Here is a 22,051-nt window from a genome sequence, read left to right on the forward strand (position 1 = left end):
GCGCAGCTCGCTTTGTGATGCTCCTAACGAATGTTTAATGAATGGAAAAATCCGGGCGGAAAACTGCGACATTTTTATCCCGTTTGCGAATCGGGGGCTTCCACCGGCTTCGACTGGGCGGAACCTTTCTGGCGGAGGAAAATGGTGAAGAGGATCATGACGCCCACCGACAGGAATTCACTCTGCCAGTTCTGAAAAGATTCGAACCAAAGCTTGCTGTTACCCAGGAACTGGAAGGCGGACTCGAGCGGCTTGCCCAGCCGTGCCTGCTCCTGGTTAAAAGATTTGAGACTGCCATACCAGTGCAGCACAAACGAAAGCAGGAAGAGCAGGAACAACACGATGCTGAGGGAGTTTTCATAGAACTTCAGGATCCAGCCGCCCTTCTTCACGGGCCAGGGCGTATCCGGTCCCGGCGGCTTGTCGTCGTGATCTACCTCCTCGTCCTTATCAGGATCCTTTGATTCGGCGGAGCCTTTCTGGTAAAGGAAGGCGGTGAGCACCACGAACATGGCCATCTGCAGGAACTCGCTCTCCCAGTTTTCAAAGGTCGCTTCGATAAAATGACCCGTGGCCAGGTATTTTCCCAGCGACACCGGCGCACCTCCCTCCTGTTGTTGCTCTTCGTTGTACTGCAGAACGCCTGAGAAAAGCTGGCCCACGAACGTGAGCAGAAAGAAAGCAAAGGCCACGATGGTCAGGCCGTTGTTCCGCCAAATATTGCTTTTACGTTTTTGTTTAGCCAAATCGACCTCCACTTTCAGGATTGTATTACAAACGGGATGCCACCGCCGGGCTGGTGCTTAAGAGGATGATAAAATGCGCAGCCAACGGGGCGATTCGCTTGAAATGAGCTTACCTTAGGCTCAGTCAACCCATTGTCTCCTACGCACTTGACGTTTTTTTGAACGCTACATCATGGAACCACGCATCCAATCCATCACGGCATCGATCTCCGAGCTGGAAGACCGCTACGCCGAATTGCTGACGCTTGAAGCGCCCGAACGCGAGCTGGCAATGCTATGGGCCAGTATCCGCGAGTTGCGAATAAAGCTTGAAGAAATAAAGAAGGGTGTTTCCTGCCCGTAGTTCTACGGACGGCCGCCGAGGCCGTAATGCTTTCCGATCATCTTATCGAAGGTCTGCGCCGGAAGCAGGCGTTTCAGCAGCACCGAGAATTTCTCGAGGGGCTTGCCGAGGCGGTATACCCGCTTGAGGCGCGGTGCTTCCAGGATCTTCTCCAGCAGGATGCCGAAGGCTTCCAACGGCAGGCCACCCGACACGCTCTCGTCGATGAGCCGGTAGGTGTGCTCGAAGCTCTCTTTGTACGGGCTGCCCGGGGCAAGGTCTACCCGGATGCGGTTGCGGTTGATGTCGGTGCGCACCCCGCCTGGCTGCACCACGCAGGCCTCCACCCCGAAGGGAGCGAGCTCGGTGCGCAGGGCCTCGGTAAGCCGGTCAACAGCCGCCTTGCTGGCGCTGTACAGGCCGCGGTAAGGCAGCCCTATCTCCGAGCCGATGGAGCTGATGTTGACGATGCGGCCGCGGCCCTGCCGGCGCATCAGGGGCAGCACCGCCTGGCAGGTGCGGATCACCCCCATCACGTTGGTATCGAAAACTCGCGCCGCGTCGGCGAGCGAAAGCTCCTCCACCGGGGCAGCGATACCAAGGCCGGCATTGTTCACCAGCATGTCGATGCGGCCGGCCTCCTGCACCACGCGGGCAAAGGCGGCTGAAATGCTTTCGGGATCGGTCACGTCGAGGTTCAGCGTGCGGAAAGGACGCTGCTGGCCCTCGAGGGCACGCGCGGTGCCGTACACGATATGACCTGCCTGCGCGAGATGCGTGGCCATGGCTTCGCCGAGGCCGCTCGATGCGCCGGTAATGACGATAACTTTCTGCTTGCTGCGTTGATCCTTCATAGCGCCTGCAAAACTCGGGCAAAAAGAAATGACGCCCGCGAAAATCGGGACGGCGGCCCGAAGGTGGGTGGTGCCCGGCAGGTAAGCAGTTTCCTTTACACTTCGGCGCAGTTAACCCGTAAGCGCTACCGACGCGGGCCCAGGCCCTCAATTGAGGGCGCCGGGAAGCTGAAAAAATTTAACGTGAATGCAGTTCACGACCCATTAATTTTGCGTGAGAAAGCGAAAGCCGGCGTACCATCCCCGGTTTTCTTATATTTGCGGCGCTCATGCAATCAGGCACACATACCAAACACTTCATCTTCTTTACACCGGCCCAGACCCGGATGTATGATGTGTGCTTTGACCTTTTCCGCTATTTGTCGCGACGTGGATCCTGATAGGACAAGCCGCTGACCCTGGCCCCTATCAGTGAACGTTTGCGGAACGGTTTTTTCTTGGGATTGGTTATCCTTTTTTACAACTCTTTTGGACATCGTGGATCAACAGCAAATCATCGTACGGGTGGCAACGCCCTCTGATTCGGTTTATGCGCAAACTATAACCGACGAAATGGAAGCCTCCGCCAGGGCCCGGGGAACCGGTATTGCCAAGCGCAGCCCGGCCTATGTGGCCCAGAAGATGGAGGAAGGCAAAGCGGTGATCGCCCTTACCGAAGGAGGCGACTGGGTAGGCTTTTGCTACATCGAAACCTGGGAAGGCGAGTACGTGGCCAATTCGGGGCTCATCGTGTCGCCGGCTTTCCGCAAGAGCGGCGTGGCCAAGCGCATCAAGCATCGGATCTTCGAGCTGAGCCGCGAAAAATACCCCGACGCCAAGATCTTCGGTCTCACCACCGGCCTCGCCGTGATGAAGATCAACAGCGAGCTTGGCTATGAGCCGGTGACCTATTCGGAGCTCACGCAGGACGAAAAATTCTGGGCCGGCTGCCAAAGCTGCGTTAATTACGAGATCCTCATGAGCAAAGGCCGTAAGAACTGCCTCTGCACCGCCATGCTGTTCGACCCCAAGGAGCACGTGGTTGTTGAAGAAGTGAAGAAAGACTTCGAAAAGCGCAAGCCGGTGTTTGAGCGCCTCCTCCGCTTTAAGCAAAACCGCTTCCTCAAGCGCCTGCAGATCGACCGCAATTCCGGCCGCAAGCTGAAAATGTTTCTCTTTAACCTGTTACACTAAGGGCTCAATGGTGAATGATCAATGGTCAATGCAAACCAGCGCCACTTCACCAGAGAAATTTCCTGATGTACCAGGCAAGCGACATCCATTGATCTTTCACCATTGACCATTCACCACTCACCACATGAAAAAAATTGTTCTCGGATTCAGCGGAGGCCTCGACACCTCCTACTGTGTCAAGTACCTCACGGAAGAAAAAGGCTATGAGGTACACAGCGTGATCGTCAATACCGGCGGCTTCTCCGACGAGGAGCTCAAAGCGGTTGAAGCCCATGCCTACAAACTGGGCGTAAAGTCGCATACCACGGTCGACGCCGTCCGCTCTTACTACAAACGGATCATCCGCTACCTCGTTTTCGGAAACGTACTGAAGAACAACACCTACCCGCTCAGCGTGAGCGCGGAGCGCCTCGTACAGGCCCTGCACATCGCCGAACATGCCAAAGCCCTCGGCGCCGATGCCGTGGCCCACGGCTCCACCGGCGCCGGCAACGACCAGGTGCGCTTCGATATGATTTTCCACATCCTTGTTCCGGGACTTGAAATCATCACCCCAATCCGCGACCTGCGCCTGAGCCGCGAGGAAGAAATTTCCTACCTGAAAAGCAAAGGAGTGGAGATGAATTTCGAAAAGGCAGTCTACTCCATCAATAAAGGCCTCTGGGGCACGTCGGTGGGCGGCCGAGAGACCCTCCATTCCAATGGCGCCCTGCCCGAGGAAGCCTGGCCGACGCCTGCCACCAAAACCGGCAGCGAAGACGTGCAGCTGCAATTTGAAAAAGGCGAGCTGGTAGCCGTCAACGGGCAGCGCTTCGAACACCCGGTTGACGCCATCCGCAACCTGCAGGAGCTGGCCGCGCCTTACGGCATCGGTCGCGACATCCACGTGGGCGACACCATCATCGGCATCAAAGGCCGTGTGGGCTTCGAGGCCGCTGCTCCCCTCATTATCATCAAGGCGCACCACGCGCTCGAAAAGCACGTGCTCACCAAGTGGCAGCTCAACTGGAAAGACCAGCTGGCGCTCTTCTACGGCAACTGGCTCCACGAAGGCCAGATCCTCGACCCGGTGATGCGCGACATCGAAGCCTTCTTCTCCAGCAGCCAGGAGCAGGTTACGGGCACCGTATTTCTACAGCTCCTCCCCTTCCGCTTCCAGGTTACCGGCATCGAATCGCCCTTCGACCTGATGAGCGCCAAATTCGGCAAATACGGGGAGATGAACAGCGGCTGGACCGGCGACGATGTGCGCGGCTTCAGCAAGATCTTCGGCAACCAGGTAGCCATTTATCAACAGGTTAAAGAAAGCGGCCATGAAAGCTAAGGTGGGCATCGTTGGCGGCGCCGGCTACACCGGCGGTGAGCTGCTCCGCCTCCTGCTCCGGCACCCGCACGCGGAGATCGCCTTCGTACACAGCCGCAGCAGTGCCGGCGCGCCGGTGCACAGCGTACACAGCGACCTGCTGGGCGAAACCGAGCTCACCTTCAGCAGCGTGCTGCAGCCGGGCGTGGACCTGCTCTTCCTCTGTGTCGGGCACGGCGAGGCCCGCAAATTCCTCGGGCAAAATGAGATCAACCCTTCGGTACGTATCATCGACCTCTCGCAGGATTTCCGTCTTCAATCCAAATCGGGCATCGGTGAACGCTCTTTCACCTATGGCCTGCCGGAACTACGGCGCGATGCGATTCGCAACGCACATAATATTGCCAACCCCGGCTGCTTTGCCACCGCCATCCAACTCGCCCTGCTACCGCTTGCCAAAGCGGGTGGCCTCGGCGAAGCGTTCGTCACCGGCATCACCGGCTCCACGGGGGCTGGCCAGGGACTGAGTGCGACCTCGCATTTCAGCTGGCGCGCCAACAACATCCAGGCTTATAAAACCCTTGCACACCAGCACGGTGGCGAAATCGGCGAATCGGTGGAAAGCCTCCAACCCGAAGGTTTCCGCCTCCACTTCGTGCCCTGGCGCGGCGACTTTCCGCGCGGCATCTTCGTCAGCGCTACCGTCGATTTCAGCGGCAGCCAGCAGGAGGCGACAGACTTGTACCGGTCATTTTATGAAGGGCACCCGTTTACCACGGTCAGCGAAAGTCCCATACACCTGAAGCAGGTGGTGAACACCAACAAGTGCGTGCTGCAACCCGAAGTGGTGGATGGGAAACTGGTGGTGCATTCCGCCATCGATAACCTCCTGAAAGGCGCTTCCGGGCAGGCCGTACAAAACTTCAACCTGATGATGGGCCTCGATGAAACCGCGGGCCTCCTGTTAAAACCACTCGCCTTCTGAGCGAGCCAACGCATTCCACCATGAAACTGTTCGACGTATACCCGCTCAACGATATTACCATCAGCCGTGCCGAAGGCAGCTATGTATGGGACGATGCCGGCAACCGCTACCTCGATATGTACGGCGGCCATGCCGTGATCAGTATCGGCCATACGCACCCGCACTGGGTGGCCCGCATCGAGGAGCAGCTGCACCGCATCGCATTTTATTCCAACTCCGTGAAGATCCCCGTGCAGCAGGCGCTTGCCGACAAGCTGGGTGAAGTGAGCGGCCGCACGGCCTACCAGCTGTTTCTCTGCAACAGCGGCGCCGAAGCGAACGAGAACGCGCTGAAGCTCGCCTCCTTCCATACCGGCCGCCGCAAAGTGGTTGCCTTCTCCAAGGCCTTTCACGGGCGCACCTCGCTGGCCGTAGCCGCCACCGACAACCCGGCCATCGTAGCGCCGGTGAACGAAACGGAGAACATTGTTTTTCTGCCTTATAACGACGAAGACGCCCTGCACGAGTGGTTCCGCAGCCATGGAACCGATACGGCCGCCGTCATCATCGAATCCATCCAGGGCGTTGGCGGCATCACCGTTGCCACCGATTCCTTCCTGCAGGCGATCCGCTCGCTTTGCACGGAGCATGGCGCCGTTTTCATTGCCGATGAAGTGCAATGCGGCTACGGGCGCACCGGCCGCTTTTTCGCCGCCGACTGGGCCGGCGTTGCCGCCGACATCTACACCATGGCCAAAGGCATGGGCAACGGCTTCCCGATCGGGGGCATTCTCATTGCCCCGCACATGGCGCCGAAGCACGGGATGCTCGGCACCACCTTCGGGGGCAACCACCTGGCCTGCGCGGCCGCGCTCGCCGTGCTGGAGGTGATCGAAAAGGAAGAACTGATGCAAAACGCCGCCACCAAGGGTAAAGCGCTGATGGAAGGACTGGCAACCATACCGCAATTGGAGGGCATCCGCGGCAAGGGACTGATGATCGGCTTCGACCTGCCGGCATCGCTCAAGGCCCTGCGCGCGCACCTGCTCCACCACGAGCACATTTTTACCGGCGAGGCCAAGCCCAACGTAGTACGCCTGCTGCCGGCGCTGAGCCTCGGTGCCCAAGAAACGGACACCTTCCTTGCAGCACTGCGCAAAGGCATCGCAGCCCTGGAAGCCGCTGCCACTACTTCCTCACCCGCATAAAACCAACACCGTGAAGCAATTTCTTTCCGCGGCCGACGTCACCGATATACCCGCCCTCATCCGTTCCGCCCAGGATTACAAGGCCGAGCCCTACCGCCATGCCTCGCTCGGCAAAGGCGCCCGCATCGGTTGCCTGTTTCTGAACCCGAGCCTGCGCACACGCCTCAGCACCCAGGTAGCGGCGCAGCAGCTGGGGATGGAAGCCATCATGTTCAACGTCGGTGCGGAAGGCTGGGCACTGGAATTTACCGACGGCGCCATCATGAATGGCACCACGGTAGAACATGTAAAAGATGCCGCCCCGATCCTCGGCATGTACTTCGATATCCTTGCGATCCGCACCTTCCCTTCGCTGAAAGACCGCGAAGAAGACTACAGCGAACGCTATATCACGCAGTTTGTAAAATATGCCGGCATCCCGGTGGTAAGCCTTGAGAGCGCCACGCTTCATCCCCTGCAAAGCCTCGCCGACCTGGTGACCATCACGGAGCACTTCCGCGAGCCGCGTCGCCCGAAAGTGGTGCTCACCTGGGCGCCCCACGTAAAAGCATTGCCCCAATGCGTATCCAATTCGTTCGCCCAATGGGTGAACGCCTGGGGCGCGGCCGATTTCGTCATCACCCACCCGGAAGGCTATGAGCTGAAGGAAGAATTCACGAAGGGTGCCACCATTACGCATGACCAGGATGCGGCCCTTCGCGATGCCGATTTTATCTATGTCAAGAACTGGAGCAGCTATGAACAATACGGTCAGCTGCTCTCAACCGATGAAAGCTGGATGCTGACGCTTGAGAAGCTCAAAGCCACCAACGATGCGCTGGTGATGCACTGCCTGCCGGTGCGGCGCAACGTGGAGCTGAGCGACGAAGTGCTCGACAGCCCGCACAGCATCGTTACCCAACAGGCCGGCAACCGCGTATGGGCGGCACAGGCCGTGCTTTCCGAAATCCTGCAAAACCGAAAAAAATGAAGCGGGCTTATGTGATCAAGATCGGCGGCAACGTCATCGACGACGAGGCCGCCCTGGATACATTCCTGGAACAGTTTGCGGCGGTGGAAGGCGTTAAGGTGCTGGTGCATGGCGGCGGCAAGCTCGCCACCCGCATGGCCGAGGCCATGAATGTGCCGCAACAACTGGTAGACGGGCGCCGCATTACCGATGCCGAAACCCTGCGCATCGTTACGATGGTATATGCCGGCTACATAAATAAAAACATCGTGGCCCGCCTGCAGGCCGCCGGCTGCCCCGCCATCGGGCTCAGCGGCGCCGACGGCGATGCGGTACGCGCGCACAAGCGCCGCTCGGCGCTGGACTATGGCTTTGTAGGCGACGTCGACGCCGTTAATGCATTTCTCCTGCAGCGCCTGCTGGAAGGCGGCGACGCGGTGGTGCTGGCCCCGATTACGCACGACGGGAAGGGCCAGCTGCTCAATACCAATGCCGACACCATCGCACAGGAAACAGCCCGGGCCCTGGCCGCGGCTTACGAAGTGCACCTCCTCTATTCTTTTGAGAAACGCGGCGTACTGCGCGATGCGGCCGACAATGATTCAGCGATCCCGAGAATCACGCCCGCGGCTTACCTTGAGCTCAAAGAAAAAGGGATCGTCTCGGCCGGCATGATCCCGAAACTTGATAACGCCTTCGCAGCGCTCGCATCCGGTGTGTCTGAAGTGATTATCGGTAATGCCGGCGAACTGCCCCAACTGGTGGCCGGCACGGCCGGCACCCGCATTGTACATGACTGAAAAAACGCACGATACCATCTTCACGGAAGTGACTACACTGCTCCGGCAGCTGATCGCCACACCATCCTTCAGCCGCGAGGAAGACGCGACAGCAGCCCTGGTTGCCACCTTTTTGGAACAAAAAGGAATCCCGGCGGAACGCTACGGTAACAATATCATCGCGCGCTCGCCCGGCTTCCGCGCCGACCGCCCCACCTGGCTGCTCAACTCCCACCACGACACGGTGAAACCCGCCCCCGGTTATACCCGCAACCCCTTTTCGCCCGACGTGGTGGATGATCACCTGTACGGTCTTGGCAGCAACGATGCCGGCGCCTCGCTGGTGGCGCTCCTGGGCGCCTTCCTGTATTTCTACGGGAAAGACCCGGGCTTTAACCTCGTTTTCGCAGCTACGGCAGAAGAAGAGATTTCCGGCGCAGGCGGCATCAGCTCGGTGCTTGCGCAGCTTGGTGCCATCGATGGCGCACTGGTGGGCGAGCCCACCGGCATGCAGCTGGCAGTGGCGGAGCGCGGACTTGTAGTGATCGATGCCCTGGCGAAAGGCCGGGCAGGACACGCTGCCCGCAACGAAGGCGAAAGCGCGATCCTGAATGCGATGGCAGACATCGCCCGCCTGCAGCAGGGCCTTTTCGACCGTGTGTCGCCGCTGCTCGGCCCGGTATCGGCAAAAGTGACGGTGATTGAAACAGACAACAAAGCGCACAACGTAGTGCCCGATACCTGCCGCTATGTAATTGATGTGCGTGTGAACGAACTGTATACCCTGGAAGAAGCCGTAGCCATCCTCCGGCATGAGCTGGGCGCGGAGCTTCGCCCGCGTAGCCTCCGCCTGCGCTCCAGCGTGATCGCCGATAGCCACCCGCTGGTGCGCGCGGGCAAAGCAATGGGCCGCAGCGCCTACGGCTCGCCGACACTTTCCGACAAAGCGCTCCTGCCGTTTCCCGCCCTGAAGATCGGCCCCGGCGACTCGGCCCGAAGCCACACGGCCGACGAATACATCCTCCTTTCCGAGATCCGCGAGGCCATCACTTTATATATCGAACTTCTAAAGCAAAGCGTATGAAGCTCTGGCAAAAAGACAATACCGAAACATCCGCCATCATCGAAGCCTTTACCGTTGGCCGCGATACGGAATTCGACCTGCTCCTGGCACCTTACGATGTACAGGGCTCCATTGCGCACGTAACGATGCTGGGCGAGGTTGGACTGATGACCCGCGAAGAGGCCGTGCAGGCCGTGGATGCGCTGAAGGAAATAGCGGCGGAGATCGGGGCCGGCACCTTCCGCATCGAAGAAGGCGTTGAAGATGTGCACTCGCAGGTGGAACTGCTGCTGACACGCCGCATCGGCGATATCGGCAAGAAAATTCACAGCGGCCGCAGCCGCAACGACCAGGTGGCGGTCGACATCAAGTTGTTCCTGCGCGCGCAGCTGCGCACCCTTCGCGACGAGGTGGAAGGACTCTTCTCGCTCCTGCAAAAGCAAAGTGAGCGCTACCGCGCGGTGCTGCTCCCGGGATATACCCACCTGCAGCTGGCTATGCCTTCCTCCTTCGGCATGTGGCTCGGGGCTTATGCCGAAAGCCTGGTAGATGATCTTACCCTGCTGGCGGCTGCGTATGAAGTTACCAACAAGAATCCGCTGGGAAGCGGCGCCGGCTACGGTTCCTCGCTCCCGCTCAACCGCACGCGCACTACCGAGCTGCTGCACTTTGGCGCGCTGCACTACAACTCGGTTTATGCGCAGATGAGCCGCGGCAAGACGGAAAAGTTCGTGGCAACCGGTATGGCCGCGATCGCTTCCACGCTTGCCCGGTTTTCGATGGACTGCTGCCTCTACCTGAACCAGAACTTTTCCTTTATCTCCTTCCCCCCGGGCCTTACCACGGGCAGCAGTATTATGCCCCATAAAAAAAACCCCGATGTTTTCGAGCTGATCCGAGGTAAGTGCAACCGCCTGCAGGGACTTCCCAATGAGCTGACGCTGCTGCTCACGAATTTGCCATCCGGCTACCACCGCGAACTGCAACTCACCAAGGAGATCCTTTTCCCGGCTTTCGGCGAACTGACGGATTGCCTGCGCCTGTGCCGCCTCATGCTGGAGCAGCTCCAGGTACGCCCCGACATCCTGCGCGAAGACCTGTATAAATACGTATTCAGCGTGGAAGCCGTTAATGAGCTGGTGAACCAGGGCATCCCCTTCCGCGAAGCCTACCGCCAGGTTGGCAACGACATCGAGCAAGGTGTATTTGAATGGGATGCTGCCAGGCCACTGCACCATGTGCACGAGGGCAGTATCGGGAATCTTGCTACCGGGCAAATACGCGCCGCCTTTGAGAAAGTGGCAGCGCGCTTCGACGCCTAAAGTGCCTTTGCCAGGACCAGGTTTTCGTAGCAGTTGACTTCCATCCGGAAGGGCACCGTTCCGAGAGCCCGGTAGCCCTGGCGCTCGTAAAATGCGACTGCTCTCGGGTTGCGGCTCCAAACCTCCAGCCATAGCTGCGGGTCGCCATCGGCCGCGGCAAGTGCCTCCACGCACCGAAGCAGGGCATACCCAACGCCCTGGCCGCAAAAACGCTCCAGCACGTAAAGCTTGCTCGACTCCGTACCGGAGAGCCGGTTCAGCGGACAGCGCGCAGGACGCACTATTTCGGCAGCCCCGATGAGGTTCTCCCGAAAGGTTGCAACAGTGAGCACGGCGGCAGCGATCAGGAAATTGATGCGCTCAACGGAAAAGCGCGTGCTCATGAAGTTGGCAAACTCAGGGCTCACACCTTCGAGGCCATAGGTATCGATATACACGTGCTGGAGCAACACAGAAAGCCGAGTGCATCGCCTGCCGGATCTGGCAATCCCGGTTCAGAAGCAAAATGAAAAAAGCAGGCCGGGGCCTGCTTTCTAAGTTATTCCAATCGCGGATGCTTACCAAAGATTGCGGGGACAACTGTCGCCATAGCGGTTGCCGATGAGGAAACCGATCATGATCTCGTGGGTTCCCTTCGTGTACGAACGCAGGCCCGAGGTGGTGTAATCGTACGAATATCCTACGTTGAAGGTGTTGGATACATTCAGTCCGATCATCCCGGCAAACCCGTCTTCCTTCCGGAAGGAGCCACCGATCCAGGCCCTGTCTTGGTACATCAGCTTCAGGTTGAGGTCTACCTGCATCGGCAGCGGGCTGATATACTTTACCAGCACCGAAGGCATCAGGTTGAAGTCTTCGCCAACACCGAGGCGATAGCCTCCGACAACGAAAATGTGGGGGACGGTTTTGTTGCCCTGCGTCGCGATCGCGCCGTTGGAAAACGAATACTGGGCGGGCACGATCTGCTGCGCCGAAAGACCTACGAAAAAGTCGGAGGAGTACAGGTAAAGACCAGCACTGATATCCGGCTTCAGCTTCTGAAATGCCGTGTTGCCGGAGACGGCCGGATCAATGCTTCCCGAACCGAAATCGAGCTTGCTCTGGTCGAGCTGGAGGCGGGAAACGCCAAGCCCGAAGCCGCCGGAGAGGCTCATGCGGGGTGTGAGGCCCAGGTGATAGGCATAGGTAAAGGACGCGGTTACCGTGCTGATGGGACCGGTTTTGTCGTTGATCAGTTGAAAACCGATGCCATGGTGCGGGATGGCCGCTCCATATTCTTCCCAATAGCTTTTGCCGCGTGTGTTTTCGCCTTTCATGCCGTAAGAGGTAGCCGTTGTACGGTAATCCTGCTTACCCAGGGGCGCATGAATGGTGAAATACGTAGTGGCGGGGGCATCGTTAATACCCACCCACTGCTGGCGGTGACTCAGTTTAAGATCCGTATAGTTCTCAATACCGGTGATGGCCGGGTTGATAATATACTGGTTGAGCACGTATTGGGTATAATGGGGCTTCTGCTGCGCCTGTCCGGCGAAGGCCATTAGCATCAGAAGCCCCGTTATTGTAGTTTTCATTTGGTGTTTTCGTTAAAGATGAACAGAACGATTATTTGATCACCTTGAATTCCGTTCTTCTGTTCTTCTCGCGGCCGGCCGGGTTATCAGAGCCATCCTCATTCTTATTCGGCTCAATCGGCATTGTTTCGCCGTAGCCTTTCACGGTGAGGCGGTCTTTGCTGATGCCTTTGCTTACCAGGTAATTGACTACCGATTGTGCGCGTTTTTCCGAAAGTATCTGGTTGGCCTTATCCGAGCCGATGGCATCGGTGTGAGCACCGATCTCTGCGTGGATCGAAGGATTCTCGCTCATCAGCTTCACCAGCTTGTCCAGTTCGGGGAAGGACTCTTCTTTCAGGTTCCACTTGGCGAATTCGTAGAAGATGTTGTTCACCACTACCGGCTCGTCGTACTTAATGGCAACGAGGCAAAGCTCGGGGCTGGTGGTCGATTCGGCGTCGAGGTCGGCGGGGGTGCCGATCTGAACATTGCCGGTATAGTATTCCTTGACCGTAGCGACGGCTTTCACCGGCTGGAAGTCTTCCATCGTAAATACATAGCGGCCGTTGGCGTCGGTCGTGAGTGTGGCTACCGTGCGGTTGTTGACGGTATCAAGGATCGTAACGGAGGCGCCGGCGAGCGGGGTCTTGTTGTCGCAGGAAAGCACGGTACCGCTGATCTGCTTGAGCGCGCGCTTCTTCTGCAGCGAGAACAACTCGAGGCAGCAGGCCGAGGCCCGGTCAGTGCTCAGCAGAACATCCTCAAGGATGTTACGGGCACCACCCTTGCTTGCGAAATAGATATCGTCTTTTACGGAGTTAACAGGGTAGCCGAAGTTCACCGGCTCCGACCAGTTGCCCGGCGTTCCCTTGCTCCAGAACAGGTCGTACTCACCCATACCTACACGGCCATTGGAGGAAAATACCAGCGTGCCGGTAGCAGCGTGGTAATACGGGGCCTGCTCATCGAAGGACGTATTCACCGTCGGCCCCAGGTTGGTGATATTGCTCACCGCGCCGTCGGCACCGAGGTCGGCAATATAAAGGTCAAAGCCACCGAGACCGCCCGTGCGGTTAGAAGAGAAAAGGATCTGGCGGCCACCCGGCATCACGAAGGGCTGCTGCGTGCTGGCACCTTCCTGGTTGAGGGAAGCAACCGACTGCGGTGCAGACCAGCTGCCGTCGTTGCTCTTGCGGGTAAGGAACACGTTAGCCGAACGTACCTTGTTGGCGATCGTCCAACGCGTGAGGAAAAACGTGTTGCCATCAGGGGTAACAGCGGCTACGCCCTGGTGCATGTTGTCCTGGGGCACGGCCACCTGCGCTACATTGCTCACAGCGCCACCACCCATGCTGGCGGTATAAATACGGTTCAGGTAGGTTTTGTTGGCGTCACCGGTCACAGGACGGGTGGACGTAAACAGCACCGTGTTGTTGTCCATGAATACGGGCGCATAGTTGGCACCGGTATCGTTGAGTCCGGCGGGCGCCTTCTGCAGGTTATACATGGCCAGGTCGGAGCGCTTCAGCTGCTGCTGGATGAACTGCAGGTTCTTGATTTCTCGTTCCGCCGCGGTACGGTACTGGTCGTTGTTGCTATAGCCGGCCAGGAACGTGGTGAAAGCGGCCTGGGCTTCTTCGTAACGCTCCAGGGCGCGCAGTGTGGTGGCGTGGTAGTAGGCTGCCAGCGGGAATTGCTGCTGCTGGTTCATCGCCTCCTTGTAAAAGGGCTCGGCTTTCGCATAGTAGTTGAGCATGCGGTAGCTCTCGGCGGTATTGTACACCGCTTCTTCGCGCGTGCTGGTGCGTCCCGAAGTGCCGCCCTTCTTCACGGCCGCCTGCACCACATAAGGGTTGTAGCCTGCCGAGCCGCCCTTGGTGTTGCGGGCAAGGAATTTTTCGTAATACTGGGCAGCCGAATAATAATCACCCTTGCGGTAGTAATCGTCAGCAGCTTTGAGGTAATCCTGGGTGAACTGTGCCTGTGCGGCGCCGAAGCTAAGGGCGGCTACACCGGCTATCAATACTTTTCTCATTTCGATCTTGTTTTGGAAGGATGCGATTGCTCGCGATTCGTTGGCGGTTATCGGGATCAGAGGCTCGGGCACACAAACTCAACTTCGGGCGTCTTGGCTTTGCGGCGCATGATGTACGAAAGCGAGACCTCGAATGCGTTGGAGCCGCGCACCATCTTACCCAGGTCCGACGTGTTGATGTCGTAGCTGGCACCAAGGGTGAAGCTCTTGTACGAAAAACCCGCGAAGGGCACGAAGGCATCCTCGAAGCGGTAGTTAAGACCAAAGAGCAGGTCGGTTTCACCGTTGACACGGTATTGACCGTAGGCGCCGAGCATCTTCTCCTCGGCATTTCCCTGCATCAGGTAAAGTGCGTTGGGCGTGAGCGAGAAATTTTCGGTCAGGTTGAGGCGAACACCGGCATGGATCGTAGTACGCAGGGGCAGTTTGGCGGAGCCGCTCGCGCTGAAGTTATCGGTGGGGCGCGTCAGGTGCGAAAAGGACACCCCGCCATAGACGTTGGCCTTTTTGCCGGGCTCGGCATCGAAGTACAGAACACCGGCACCTGCGTCGAACGACGAGGCCTTGCGCTGCGCCATCGATTCCTGGGTGGTGTTCGGGCGATAGCCGCCAACCGAGTTCCATTCATCGCCGTAAGAGAGCTTTGAAGGATTGAAGCGGCGGTCGATCAGGCCGGCCTGGATTGCAAAAACGATGCGGTGTTGCTCCGCCTTTCCGAGACGTACACCGGTATAAGCGGCGTTGACATAGCCCGTCGTGTAGGTATAGCCGCCATTGCCGGCCGACTGGCTCAGCAGGCTCGCCCCGATGTTGAGGTTACGCTCGGTGGTCATGTCGAAAGACAGGCCCTTCGTGGAGAAAGGACTGCTCACGTTGCCCCACTGCGAACGGTAAATGCCCGCAACACGGTAGTTGCCATCAAAGGATCCGGTCAGAGCCGGGTTCAGCCAGGAAGGATACACATAATACTGCGAAAAATGCGGATCTACCTGTGCCTGTGCTTTCTGGGCAAGCGCACCTGCTGCCAGCAACAGCAGTAAAGCCCTGTTCGTCGCTCTCATATTCATTCGTTTTGAAGTCGTTTATAGGTTTGTGTCGGTTACCGTATGATCGTGATTGAGCCGGTGATCGGCGCGAAGCCGTTCTTCAGCGTGATTACATAATAATAAGTGGCAAAAGGAAGCACCGAACCGTTGAAGCGGCCATCCCAGGGCGTCGAATAGCCATTGGAATGGAATACCTTCTGGCCATAGCGGTTGAATACTTCCACGGTGGCGCCCGGGTAATCCTTCAGGTTGTCGATCGCCCAGGTGTCGTGGATGCCGTCGCCGTTCGGAGAGAACGCATTCGGGATCTTCACCGGGTGCAGGATCAGCACCGTAAGGGAGTCCGTCGCCGTACAGCCGCCGTCGCCGGTGGCGGTGAGGTAATAGATGCCGTTACCGTTAGCCGTAATGGTGGGCCGCAGCATGTTCGCATTCGACAGGCCCTGGCCGGGTGTCCAGGTAAACTGCAGGTTCGACGAGTTGACCGTCGGGTTGAAGCGTACCGCAGTACCCACCGGAACCACGAAGGAAGGACCCGCGTCGATCTTCGGCTGGAGGTGCACCACTACCTGGCGGGTAGTGTCGGCCGTACAGCCAACCCCGTTGGTTACCTGCAGTTTCACCATGTAGGTCCCGGGCTTTGCGTATACGATATCCGGCGTTGCCGTAGTATCGGTGTCGCCGTTGCCGAAGGTCCACAGGCGGCGTACAATCGTGCTGCCGGAGGCAGTACTCAGGTCAGTGAATTCGTTCACCTCGCCCTGGCAGAGCTCCGCTTTGTTTACCGAGAAATTAGCTGTCGGCTTATTGAAGAAAGCAGAAAGCACTTTCATGGTGTCCTTCACGCAGCCATAAGCGGAGGTAGCCGTCAGCGTCACGTTGTACGCATTGGAATCTGCATAAACATGGGTAACGGATCCGCCGGAAGCCAGCGGCGAGCTATCGCCGAAGTTCCACTGGTAGGTGAGCGTGGAGTTATCACCGACAGTGCTAGTGCTGGTGAATGCGGCCGGGCCACCCGGCAGGCAAACCGAGGCAGGTGCGTTGAAGTTGACAACAGGTAACGGATGTACGGTGAGGTTTTTCTTATAGGGATCACTGTAGCAGCCTTTGTCGCTGACTACCGTGAGTTTGATCGTGTCAACACCGGCGCTGGAATAGCCCGTAGTAAAGGGCGCTCCGTTGGTGTTAGTCGGCGTCTGGCCGTTTGCGAGATCCCAGATCCAGGTAGTGATCGAGCCGCTTGCAACCACCGAGGCATCGGTGACGGTCGCCAGCTTGTCGATACAGATATCCGGGGTAACGGAAAACAGCGCGTTCGGCTTCGGATGCACTACAATCTGAACCGTCGTATCCTTCACGCAACCGGCGGTTGAAGTAAAGGTGTACGTGATGTTGTGCGTACCGGCACCGGCAACCGAAGGGTTGAAATTACCAAGGGCGTCAACACCGGTTCCGCTATAAACACCCTGACCGCCAACTCCGTTGGTAACGGAAGCACCGGCTACCGACACGGTTCCAGGCACCGAAGCGCATACCGCTGCCGGGGTAGCAAAGGCCAACTTCGGCTTCAGGCTGAAAGTGACAGCGATGGTCGTATCCGCTGAACAGTTATTGGAAGCATTCGCGGTCAGCTTGATGTTGAAGGTGCCGTTCCCGAAGGTGTGTACCGGGTCCTGCAGGGTCGAGGTGTTCGGGTTGCTGGCATCTGAACCAACGTCATTGAAATCCCAGCTCCAGGTAAATGTATTCGAACCAAGGGCCGGCGTTACGTTGGTGAGCTGAACACGTCCCGTGTCGAGACAGCCGCCAGCCGGGAATGTGAAGTTCGGGTGCGGGCGGGGCTTCACCACGATCGGGCTCTGCACCGATGTGGAACAGCCGCTGGCGGTAGTGAAGGTATACGTAATAATGTGCTGGCCCGGGCCTGCAACTGCGGGGTTGAAGTTGCCGGCGGCATCCGTGGCGGTGCCGCTGTAAACACCGTTTCCGGAAAGGTTGTTGGTAACGGTTGCCGTGTTCACGGGCACCATACCGGCTACATTCTCGCATACCGCGGCGAGCGCCGGGTAATTAAGCGCCGGCTTCACGCTGAAAGTAGCATTGATGGTGGTATCCGCCGTGCAGCCGTCAACCGAGGTCGCTGTAAGCTTGATGGCGAAGGTTGCATCGTCGAAAACATGTGTCGGGTTCTGCTGGTTGGAAGTGTTGGCGGAACCGGAAGCCGGGTGACCGAAATCCCAGGCGTAGGTCATCGCGGTTCCTCCGAAGATTGTCGAAGTATTAGTGAAGGTCACCGAGCCGTCGGGCATACAGGTGCCGTTCGGGAAGGTGAAATTCGGACGCGGCTTTGGATGTACCACGATGGTCTGTGAAATGGAATCAACACAGTTGCCGGTCGATGTAAAATAATACTTGATGGTGTGGGTACCTGGTCCGGCAAGTGCGGGGTTGAACATGCCGGCGGCATCGAGGCCTGCCACCCCACCGCCATAGGTACCGTTGCCGGTGACGTTGTTGAGCACCGAGGCAGCAGCCACGGAAACAGGTGCCGCGTTCTCACAAACTGCCGGAAGCGATGCATAGCTCAGCTGGGGCAACACGCTCAGCGTCGTGTTGATGGTGGTGTCGGCTACGCAGCCATTGGCGCTGGTAGCGGTAAGCTTGATGTTATAAGCGCCGGTATTGCGGTAATTGTGAGTCGGGTTGATCGCCGTCGACGTGTTCGGGTTACCGGCGCCGGCATTCGGATCGTTGAAGTCCCAGCCATAGGTCATCGACTGACCATCACCGATCGTAGTGGCGTTGGTAAACTGGATGTGACCATCTACCGGGAGGCAGCCGGCCGGGAAGGTGAAGTTGGGATGCGGCCGGTCGTAAACGAGGATCGTCTGCGACACGGAGTCCTTACAGGTACCGGCAGTGCTGTATACATACCAGATGGTGTGCTGGCCGGGGCCTGCGGCCGCGGGATTGAAGTTACCTGCGGCATCCGTACCCGGACCGCGATAAACGCCTGTTCCCGGAACGTTATTGGTGTTCTGGCCAAGTGCTACAGAAACCGGCGCGCTTTGGTTGACACAAACCGCGTTGAGGGTGCCGTATGTAAGCAACGGCTTCAGCGTGAAGCTGAGAGTGATCGAGGTATCGCCCTGGCAGCCGTTGGAGGCAGCGGCCGACAGTTGCACCGTATAAGTAGCTGTACGGAAAATGTGGGTCGGGTTGACTGCCGTAGAAGTGTTGGGGTTGGCAGCCGTTGCGTTAACATCGCCAAAGTTCCAGCTATAGGTCATCGGGATGTTTCCGATGATGCTGCTTGTATTTGTGAACAATACGTTGGAGTCTTCCATGCAACCCATGCCCGGAACCGTGAAGTTCGGGTGCGGGCGGGGCTTAACCGTCACCACCTGCGTCACCGAATCGGTACAGTTGCCAAGAGCGCTGGTGAATACAAACCAAACCGTATGGTTGCCCGGGCCCGCCTGCGCGGCATTGAAGTTGCCCGCGGCATCGGTAAAGGCGCCACCGTAGCGGCCGGTGCCGTTCACGCCGTTGGTTACAGAGCCATTGGCCACGGAAACAGGCGTAGTGACGTTCTCGCAAACCGGTGTCACAGGCCCGAAAACTGCTTTGGGCTTCACATAAATTGTGACAAGGATGGTTGTGTCGCCGATGCAGCCCGAAGCAGCCGTCGTTGTAAGCTTCACATTATAAGTACCGGGCCTGAAGTCGTGCGTGGGCTCGGCAACATTTGAAGTATTGGGGTTCGACGGGGGCGTTGCGTTGGCATCGTTAAAATCCCAGGCGTACGTCATCGTTCCGCCGCCGCTCACGGTAGAGAGGTTGGAGAAAGTGATCAGGCCCGTATCGCGGCAGCTGCCTCCCGGCCAGGTGAAGTTGGCCTGGGGCTTCGCAGCGATCGTTACCTGGGTGGACGCCGAATCCTTACAACCAGCCGCAGTGGTGAACACATACCAGATCGTATGCTGTCCGGCTCCGGCTACGGAAGGATTAAGCATACCGGCCGACGTTACTCCCGGACCCGAATAAACACCCGTGCCGGTAACACCGTTGGTTACGGTAGCGGTAGCAACGGAAACCGGTGTTGGTGCGTTCTGGCAAACCGGGGCTGGTGCCGGGAAACTAATGACCGGCTTCAGTTTTACCTGGATCGCGATCGTCGTATCCTTGAAACATCCGTTAAACGTGGTAGCGCCCAGTACAACATTATAGGTGCCGCCATTACTGTAAGCGTAAGTAGGATGCTGCGCAGCCGAAGTAATGGTTCCGCCCGAAGGATCGGCGAAATTCCAGGCCCAGGTGCGGACCGTTTGCGTATCGGCTACCGACGTGGTATTCGTAAACGCTATTGGTGCTCCTTGCGCGAGGCAGGAATCCGGAACGGTAAAGGAAGGCTTCGGCTTGGCGAATACGGTGATCTGCAGGCGTGCGGTGTCGGTCTGGCAGGCGCCGCCGGCATTGAACAGGTGCTTGATCGTGTAAACTCCGGCGGTGTCGAAGCGCACTACCCGGGGATTATTGTTGCTGTATGTCTGAATGCTGCCGGAACCGAACTGCCAGTACCAGGTGCCCGGTCCGCCCGACCCCGAGGTAAAGGAAATCGAATCGCCAACGCAAATAGTCGAATCATTGGCGATGATATTTGTTTGCGGGCCGCCGGTAACACATACGGTCTTGGTCGTATCGCCAAGGCATCCTTCGGTGCTTACAGCCGACAGCTTGATCGGGTAACAGCCGGGACTGAGCAGCGTATCGATATCGGAGCGGAAGATCGTATCCGTACCCGAAAGGAAATTCCAGAAGTAACGGTTTTCCTGGAAAGGCGCCTTCAGCGTATCACTCCGGAGATGGAGGGAGTCCAGCGTGCAGGTCATGCTGTTCCATTTGAAGTTAACCTCGGGGGCCTTCCGTACTTCTACGAAGATCCGCAACGTTTCACTGGCCGAACAGTTGTCGATTGTCGGGCTGGTAGTGACGATCGGGATCGTAAAGGTGCCGTCTTGCTTGAACTTATAAGACCCGGGAAGCTTGTAGCGGTAATAGGTGATACCGTCCACCACAACGGTGCCTGTAGACACAGCCGGAGCCTGCACAACGTCCGTGTTCGGTGTAATCACCGAGGAGGGCAGCGCACTCAGGTTCCAGCTAAGGCTCAGGGGCTGGTAGGCAATCAGTGCCGACAGCTCAACCGGCGTGTTGGTACAGGTAAACTGGTTGCGCTGCGCATTCGACGTGTCGAGCGTATTCTTGATGCTGCTGATGGCGTTGAGGTTGTTCAGGTTGGTACCCGCGTTGTAACCATAGCTCTCCACGCTTCCGAGGCCATAGGTAACCGCGGTAAATGCGGAGTCGCTGAAGGCGAAGGACTGCGATTGCGAAGCCGTCCAGCGCTTAATGGCGACCGAGTACCCGGGCGCGGTAGTCACCGGGTAGGTGAAATCAGGGGCACCGTTATCGATGCGAAGCGATGTAAGACCCGCGGTCGGAATTACCAAAGTGAGGTAATTGACGCTGATACTTTCTTTGGTGTTGCGGTAAAAGTTGATCTTCTTAATCCCCTGTTCAATGGGGCTCAGGATGATCATTTCCGGGTCGCCCAGCGAACCCACACAACTACCGCCCGTCATGAACTGCGCGATCATAACCGGTTTATCGGATTCGATGTAATCCGGGATCTGGTCGGTATCGGTGTATTGATAATACCGGTTCAGGATCAGGCCCGTCAGCGGAGTGCCATTGCGTCGAACGACAGTAGTCGGGTCGGTGACCACGATCTTGTAGCTGTTCGTCTGTTTGCTGCTGGCACTGCCGGATTGGGAAAGGGGCGCAAGAATATAGCGCTTTCCCCAGGCCGTGGTCGGGAAGAGCTGCTGGTTGTCATTGTCGCCGCCCCCGCCCGAACAGGAAGACACGATATTAGCAGTACGGCTACTACCGGAGAATACCGCAATGGGATAGCACTGGCCACTCGAATTGGCGATCGACTTGACCCGCGTTCCGGTCATCTGGTTCTTTGCGGAAGCAGCTTCCGGACCAGCCATTACCTGGTAGATCTCGCCTTTATTCAGGGTTACCGTAAACGGTACGCTTGCCGGCTTCTGACTACGTGTAACCACCGTCGGGGTGATTTCCACCACCGTGTTGTTTTCTTTGGCAATTACGTAGAGCCAGGAGAAGCAGTTGGCGGCATAGGACTGCTCGCTGTTGACCGAATAATACATGTAACCCCACGAATCGGTCGGTGTCAGCATCGTGGCACCCGAGGAGGCGCTGCCGTAGATGTGCGCGTAGGCGACAATGGGAACATCACTCGTAATGTGAATACCCTTGTTGGAGAACTTACCCTCCCCCCCGCATGCCGTGCCCGGGGGCACGAACGTACAGGGCAGTGAAATAAGACGTGCGTCGAATGTACCTGACTTCGGAATAGTAGTCGAAGCGATCGTGGAGTTGGCAGGCACCGAGTAGGTGCGTGTCCAGGTAGTGCCCTGGATGGTTACCGTTACCGTCGCCGCCTGTTCGGCCGCGAAGTACAGGACCATTTCCTGGCTGTTGTCCTGGCCCTGCTCCATAAACTGGTGGTGCCCGTAGCCCACCCAGAAGTCTGTACCCTTATTGGTAATATTCTGGGCGGAGCTACGAAGACATCCCAGTAAAACGATACTCATCACGAGCCGAAACCAGAGTTTCATTCGAGCGGTGTTTTTACA

Annotated in this window: 16 protein-coding genes; 9 read left to right on the plus strand and 7 right to left on the minus strand. The window is 57.9% G+C overall.

The window, feature by feature from the left end; genetic code table 11:
* Nucleotides 1-74 precede the first annotated feature (74 nt).
* Nucleotides 75-746 carry a DUF6766 family protein gene (locus EPD60_RS05870; RefSeq protein ID WP_243647769.1) on the minus strand — a complete coding sequence of 224 codons (672 nt, stop codon included), beginning with the start codon at nt 744-746 and terminating at the stop codon, nt 75-77.
* 172 nt (nt 747-918) lie between these two features.
* On the opposite strand from EPD60_RS05870, the gene EPD60_RS16860 reads away from it, so the two are divergent.
* A complete protein-coding gene (locus tag EPD60_RS16860; RefSeq protein ID WP_165871426.1) occupies nt 919-1,089 on the plus strand; it encodes a hypothetical protein in 171 nt (56 codons plus the stop codon).
* Nucleotides 1,090-1,091: 2 nt separating this feature from the next.
* Here the strand turns inward: EPD60_RS16860 and EPD60_RS05875 are convergent, their stop codons facing one another.
* Complete coding sequence (locus tag EPD60_RS05875; protein ID WP_131447799.1) at nt 1,092-1,922, minus strand: SDR family oxidoreductase; 831 nt, start codon at nt 1,920-1,922, stop codon at nt 1,092-1,094.
* 477 nt (nt 1,923-2,399) lie between these two features.
* Between EPD60_RS05875 and EPD60_RS05880 the strand changes: the two genes are divergently transcribed.
* The 8 genes from EPD60_RS05880 (at nt 2,400) to argH (ending at nt 10,683) form a co-directional block, all read left to right on the plus strand.
* Nucleotides 2,400-3,095: a GNAT family N-acetyltransferase gene (locus EPD60_RS05880; RefSeq protein WP_243647770.1), complete on the plus strand. Its 696-nt coding sequence runs from the start codon at nt 2,400-2,402 to the stop codon at nt 3,093-3,095.
* Between the two features lie 124 nt (nt 3,096-3,219).
* Nucleotides 3,220-4,419: an argininosuccinate synthase gene (argG, locus tag EPD60_RS05885; protein WP_131447803.1), complete on the plus strand. Its 1,200-nt coding sequence runs from the start codon at nt 3,220-3,222 to the stop codon at nt 4,417-4,419.
* Nucleotides 4,409-5,383 (plus strand): N-acetyl-gamma-glutamyl-phosphate reductase, encoded by a 975-nt coding sequence (argC, locus tag EPD60_RS05890; protein WP_131447805.1) that lies wholly within the window; start codon nt 4,409-4,411, stop codon nt 5,381-5,383. The genes argG and argC overlap by 11 nt, the downstream gene beginning before the upstream one ends.
* Before the next feature lie 20 nt (nt 5,384-5,403).
* Complete coding sequence (locus tag EPD60_RS05895; protein WP_131447807.1) at nt 5,404-6,570, plus strand: aspartate aminotransferase family protein; 1,167 nt, start codon at nt 5,404-5,406, stop codon at nt 6,568-6,570.
* Nucleotides 6,571-6,580: 10 nt separating this feature from the next.
* A complete protein-coding gene (locus EPD60_RS05900; protein WP_131447809.1) occupies nt 6,581-7,540 on the plus strand; it encodes a Rossmann-fold NAD(P)-binding domain-containing protein in 960 nt (319 codons plus the stop codon).
* Nucleotides 7,537-8,319 (plus strand): acetylglutamate kinase, encoded by a 783-nt coding sequence (gene argB / locus EPD60_RS05905; RefSeq protein WP_131447811.1) that lies wholly within the window; start codon nt 7,537-7,539, stop codon nt 8,317-8,319. The genes EPD60_RS05900 and argB overlap by 4 nt, the downstream gene beginning before the upstream one ends.
* Complete coding sequence (locus EPD60_RS05910; protein WP_131447813.1) at nt 8,312-9,382, plus strand: M20/M25/M40 family metallo-hydrolase; 1,071 nt, start codon at nt 8,312-8,314, stop codon at nt 9,380-9,382. Before argB ends, EPD60_RS05910 begins: the two co-directional genes overlap by 8 nt.
* Nucleotides 9,379-10,683 (plus strand): argininosuccinate lyase, encoded by a 1,305-nt coding sequence (gene argH, locus EPD60_RS05915; protein ID WP_131447815.1) that lies wholly within the window; start codon nt 9,379-9,381, stop codon nt 10,681-10,683. The genes EPD60_RS05910 and argH overlap by 4 nt, the downstream gene beginning before the upstream one ends.
* Here the strand turns inward: argH and EPD60_RS05920 are convergent.
* From EPD60_RS05920 to EPD60_RS05940, 5 genes are all read right to left on the minus strand, one after another.
* Complete coding sequence (locus EPD60_RS05920) at nt 10,680-11,135, minus strand: GNAT family N-acetyltransferase (RefSeq protein WP_131447817.1); 456 nt, start codon at nt 11,133-11,135, stop codon at nt 10,680-10,682. The two genes, argH and EPD60_RS05920, sit on opposite strands and share 4 nt — an antisense overlap.
* A gap of 105 nt (nt 11,136-11,240) precedes the next feature.
* Entirely contained in the window at nt 11,241-12,257 is a 1,017-nt protein-coding gene (locus tag EPD60_RS05925) for a PorP/SprF family type IX secretion system membrane protein (protein WP_131447819.1), read from the minus strand.
* Nucleotides 12,258-12,288: 31 nt separating this feature from the next.
* Entirely contained in the window at nt 12,289-14,274 is a 1,986-nt protein-coding gene (locus tag EPD60_RS17340; RefSeq protein ID WP_165871427.1) for an OmpA family protein, read from the minus strand.
* 56 nt (nt 14,275-14,330) lie between these two features.
* Entirely contained in the window at nt 14,331-15,335 is a 1,005-nt protein-coding gene (locus EPD60_RS05935; RefSeq protein ID WP_131447821.1) for a PorP/SprF family type IX secretion system membrane protein, read from the minus strand.
* A gap of 38 nt (nt 15,336-15,373) precedes the next feature.
* Complete coding sequence (locus EPD60_RS05940) at nt 15,374-22,033, minus strand: PKD domain-containing protein (RefSeq protein ID WP_131447823.1); 6,660 nt, start codon at nt 22,031-22,033, stop codon at nt 15,374-15,376.
* Between the last annotated feature and the right edge of the window lie 18 nt (nt 22,034-22,051).

Source organism: Flaviaestuariibacter flavus, assembly GCF_004337505.1.
Taxonomy (GTDB): Bacteria; Bacteroidota; Bacteroidia; order Chitinophagales; family Chitinophagaceae; genus Flavisolibacter; species Flavisolibacter flavus.

What these genes read in the sequence shown, in the direction of transcription:
- EPD60_RS17340 (WP_165871427.1), bottom strand. Translation starts at nt 14,274, where the DNA reads ATGAGAAAAGTATTGATAGCCGGTGTAGCCGCCCTTAGCTTCGGCGCC.
- EPD60_RS05895 (WP_131447807.1), top strand. Translation starts at nt 5,404, where the DNA reads ATGAAACTGTTCGACGTATACCCGCTCAACGATATTACCATCAGCCGT.
- argH (WP_131447815.1), top strand. Translation starts at nt 9,379, where the DNA reads ATGAAGCTCTGGCAAAAAGACAATACCGAAACATCCGCCATCATCGAA.
- argB (WP_131447811.1), top strand. Translation starts at nt 7,537, where the DNA reads ATGAAGCGGGCTTATGTGATCAAGATCGGCGGCAACGTCATCGACGAC.
- argC (WP_131447805.1), top strand. Translation starts at nt 4,409, where the DNA reads ATGAAAGCTAAGGTGGGCATCGTTGGCGGCGCCGGCTACACCGGCGGT.
- EPD60_RS05875 (WP_131447799.1), bottom strand. Translation starts at nt 1,922, where the DNA reads ATGAAGGATCAACGCAGCAAGCAGAAAGTTATCGTCATTACCGGCGCA.
- EPD60_RS05910 (WP_131447813.1), top strand. Translation starts at nt 8,312, where the DNA reads ATGACTGAAAAAACGCACGATACCATCTTCACGGAAGTGACTACACTG.
- EPD60_RS05935 (WP_131447821.1), bottom strand. Translation starts at nt 15,335, where the DNA reads ATGAGAGCGACGAACAGGGCTTTACTGCTGTTGCTGGCAGCAGGTGCG.
- EPD60_RS05925 (WP_131447819.1), bottom strand. Translation starts at nt 12,257, where the DNA reads ATGAAAACTACAATAACGGGGCTTCTGATGCTAATGGCCTTCGCCGGA.
- EPD60_RS16860 (WP_165871426.1), top strand. Translation starts at nt 919, where the DNA reads ATGGAACCACGCATCCAATCCATCACGGCATCGATCTCCGAGCTGGAA.
- argG (WP_131447803.1), top strand. Translation starts at nt 3,220, where the DNA reads ATGAAAAAAATTGTTCTCGGATTCAGCGGAGGCCTCGACACCTCCTAC.
- EPD60_RS05940 (WP_131447823.1), bottom strand. Translation starts at nt 22,033, where the DNA reads ATGAAACTCTGGTTTCGGCTCGTGATGAGTATCGTTTTACTGGGATGT.